The sequence below is a fragment of the Lactobacillus sp. MRS-253-APC-2B genome (assembly GCF_012843675.1).
Classification (GTDB): Bacteria; Bacillota; Bacilli; order Lactobacillales; family Lactobacillaceae; genus Limosilactobacillus; species Limosilactobacillus pulli.
The window spans coordinates 1-3,612 of sequence record NZ_JABAFO010000037.1 but is presented as its reverse complement, the minus strand read 5'-3'; the positions used below and the strand labels follow the sequence as shown (position 1 = coordinate 3,612).

Sequence of the window (3,612 nt, the reverse complement as noted above, 5' to 3'; positions counted from 1 at the left end):
TAGAAAAACGCCAAGTCCCTAGAGCGACAAGGGATTTAGCGTGTTTTTGTTGTGAGCTTCTTTTGTCAAAAGTGTCTCACACTCTATTTTGTTGTCTATATTATTAGTAGCAGGACGTTAAAGGCGGTAGCAGATGTTAAAATAAACGGGGACACTGCATGAATCGAAAGTAAAGGTGCTAAAAATGACTGATTTAACTATATTAAAGCTCATGACAATGTTAGATGTTGATACGGCTATCCTGTATCTGCAGACGTTGGCTGATGATCGATATAGCATAAATGACGACTATAAACGAATCACAATGTACAGCACTGACTTATTAGGACAATTCAGACCGTCAAATGCTGATGAAAGCCCGTGGAAAGCCGTTCGAGATAAGATAACGGAAATGGACGAACAAAACGGCTACAACGATATGGATATGGTAATTGACGCTATGATAAGGGATATAGATAGCAATCAGTTAGCCTTGTTAAGGACGTTGGCATACGGGGAACGGACTGCAAGCTATGTTAAAGGCGCTATAGATATGTATAATCATATCGGCTGGAAAGACTAGGCAAAAGGGCTGCATGAATCGGCGTTTTTTGGTAAGTTAAAGTAGATATTGACCCTTACAGCGCCAAGGGATTAGGGCTGTTTTGAATTAGTTGTATACAATTAAATAAAAGATGCGTTAAGACTGCAGAAAACAGACACAATGAAAGCATTTAAAACAATCAGAACAAACGAAAAAAGTCAAGTGTTTTTACTTGAATCTTGCGTATTTTTGGGCTGTTATAGGCAAATATATGATATAATTGGAAACGCATAAAAAAATGCAAAAAAAAGACCAAAGAATTGGCGTTCCTTGGGCTTACGTGCTGAATATATAAATTAAATCATTGAAACGATTGTCGATATTGGCGTATCTACGTTTTAATGATAGCGACAACAATCATGACAGGAATTGGCGTTCCTAGATTGATGCTTTAGACTTTACAGATATTATTATAGATTTTACTGTAACGTGTTGTCAAGCGAATATGGTACACGAAAGCCCCTTTATCTAGCCGTTTCTCTGGTCTGGGAAAGGGGTTTTAAAATATGCTAAAAAAGGCAACAACGTTACAGCAAGATGCATCTGCAACGAGAGCAGACCACGTATGCACGTACGAGCTAAATAAAGACGGCTCTGTGGCTGTTACTGAATCAACTCACACTGTTAGCCGTAAAAGCGTAAACGAGCGTACAAGGCAAAAGAAACGGGTCAAACGGGACACTAAGACAAGCGCTCAACGGTCGCAATTAAGGCGACGCTGGTTAGAGTCGTGTTTTAATAATTTTTATGATTCTGGTGTAAATGCAAGGCGCTGTGCTTACTTTACTGGACGTTTTGACCATGCTACTACAAGCGTTAAAGTAGCCCAAAATCGGGTTAAACGTTGGCTTGATAGTCTACCTTTTAAAGTTGATGCATGGACTGCAGTAGCAGAATATGACGCTGGTGGTACGGTTCACGTACACGTGCTTGTTAAGGGTAGCAAGTCGCTACTCAATCACCAAACAAACTATATCCATGATGTTTTGATGCGGTATTGGACGTTTGGCAGTTCTAATTCACAAAAGATTTATGATTTGGAGAACCTTGGTCGCTACATGATGATGTCTGACTTGTCGACTGCACCAGACGTTAAGACTGCAGTACGTGATGATGCCCAAACGAAAGCCAATTTTAAACGTGTCGAGCATTTAGCAAACGTACCAGAAACGACCAAACAAAGACTTAAAAAAGCCTATAGAACGGCGCATATTGCTAAAAAGAAAGCTATTGCCAAGGCAAAAGAAAAACATAACGACAAGATCATGCGTAAGTCTTATGGACAAGCTCATGCAGTTAAGGTTACGGGACGTTTTGACGATATCTGGTCTTACATTGCTGATAATGGTCGCTTTCTTGGGTCAACAATCACTAGAATTATTAACGTTGATGATTTTGGCCAGTCGCATTTAGTGAATATCGTAAAGAAAGACCATTATAAGCTAGATATTGCAACGCAAAAGGTCGTGCAGGTCGTATTAGATGCCGTCAAACAGCAACAGGAAACGGCGCAAGAAACGGCGGTGGTCGCATGATGAACGATATTGTAACCACTACAGCGCTAAAACTGAGAGAATGTAGCACACTAATACCTGTTGAACTGGACGATTGCGTTGTGCTGGTCGACCTATCCTTGCTAGATATGGACGCATTAGGTTGCGGACTCTGCAACAGTCAAAAGGACAAACTTTTACAAGCATACCGACCAGATATGCGAGCAGTGGATTGGTGGTTAAACGGCAGTCAGACGAACCGAAAACTGAAATGCAAGACAACTGATCGAATCAAGGCGTTTAACCGTGATTTAGACGTTTTCAGTCCGAGTGGTAAGGCTCTGAAACTCAATGCTAAAGGTACGGGACTGCACCAATATTTAGGCTTTAATATTAGGACTTTTGGCTTTACTAGAACGGCATATCTGCATAACTTGATTGGCGCTGAAACCATAGCAAGGGTACACAAAAGCGAGTGGAAACGTTGGGCTAAAGATGCATTTAATGCTGATTACATGACTTTCACGGGTTATACGATGCATCATATTTTAAGCCAGCAGACCGCAACGAAAAACGGCAATACACCAATGAACTTGATTTTGCTTGACGACAAACTGCATGATACAACGAGAATCCACTATAATCGGTTGAAACGGCGTATTATTGACGGTGATGTAGACTTGAATAATAAAACCGTGATTTTACCAAAGAATTAAAACGGCGTATCACTGCAATTTTTAGGCTTTAAGGCAACGGGGGTAAAACACTCTAATGCCAAAAAATACGGGCTGATGCAGTGAATACGTACCTTAATACACGCATCACAAAAAAACATGATACCGCCTTTCAAATAAGCGCTTATTAAAGGGATGTATTATGCAAAAAACAATGCATAAAATCTGTTGATGTATCATAAACGCTTAATATATCGGCGTTTGTGTAAATGAATATTTTTGATATAAGCTGATTCGTGCACACGAATTGGCTTTTTTGCGTTTTTGGCTTGTACTAAGCATCACTGCAGTTTTTGCGACTGTTTAGTAACTTTGTCTGATTCTGGTACTAAACAAAAGCATATGTATCACTGCAGTTTTTGGGAGTGTTTAGTAAGATATAAGGGTTGATGCATCATGACTGCAAACTATATATATTAAATACCAAATTCATTTCAAAACACTGTACGAGCCTTACAGTCCCAAGGGATTTCGCTTACGAACTTTTTTGAGAATTTTAAGATGATATAACGATATTTGGCTTTCAGACAAAACTAGATGCAGAACTATACACGGTTGAAAGTTTCAGTGCGTCTGAGAGCTAATCAAGGATACATGATGCGTTAAGACTGCAGAAAACAGATTAATACGCTTAGATGCTGTAAAGCACTGATTTTAGCTGTGAAACGTATCACAAAAGGGTTAAGTAGGTAGAATTGTTTGACCTTTGTTTGACCTTTGTAACATAGAAAAACGCCAAGTCCCTAGAGCGACAAGGGATTTAGCGTGTTTTTGTTGTGAGCTTCTTTTGTCAAAAGTGTCT

The 3,612-nt window shown here is 39.6% G+C and carries 3 protein-coding genes; all 3 read left to right on the top strand.

What is annotated here, in order from left to right:
- Positions 1 to 184: 184 nt before the first annotated feature.
- The 3 genes from HF864_RS09250 (at position 185) to HF864_RS09240 (ending at position 2,792) form a co-directional block, all read left to right on the top strand.
- Positions 185 to 562 (top strand): hypothetical protein, encoded by a 378-nt coding sequence (locus HF864_RS09250; protein ID WP_169462701.1) that lies wholly within the window; start codon positions 185 to 187, stop codon positions 560 to 562.
- Positions 563 to 1,089: 527 nt separating this feature from the next.
- A complete protein-coding gene (locus HF864_RS09245) occupies positions 1,090 to 2,118 on the top strand; it encodes a hypothetical protein (RefSeq protein ID WP_169462700.1) in 1,029 nt (342 codons plus the stop codon).
- Positions 2,118 to 2,792: a hypothetical protein gene (locus tag HF864_RS09240; protein WP_169462699.1), complete on the top strand. Its 675-nt coding sequence runs from the start codon at positions 2,118 to 2,120 to the stop codon at positions 2,790 to 2,792. Before HF864_RS09245 ends, HF864_RS09240 begins: the two co-directional genes overlap by 1 nt.
- Positions 2,793 to 3,612: the final 820 nt, after the last annotated feature.

Excerpts from the sequence above, each read along its gene's own strand:
- HF864_RS09245 (WP_169462700.1), top strand. The coding sequence starts at position 1,090 with ATGCTAAAAAAGGCAACAACGTTACAGCAAGATGCATCTGCAACGAGA.
- HF864_RS09240 (WP_169462699.1), top strand. The coding sequence starts at position 2,118 with ATGAACGATATTGTAACCACTACAGCGCTAAAACTGAGAGAATGTAGC.
- HF864_RS09250 (WP_169462701.1), top strand. The coding sequence starts at position 185 with ATGACTGATTTAACTATATTAAAGCTCATGACAATGTTAGATGTTGAT.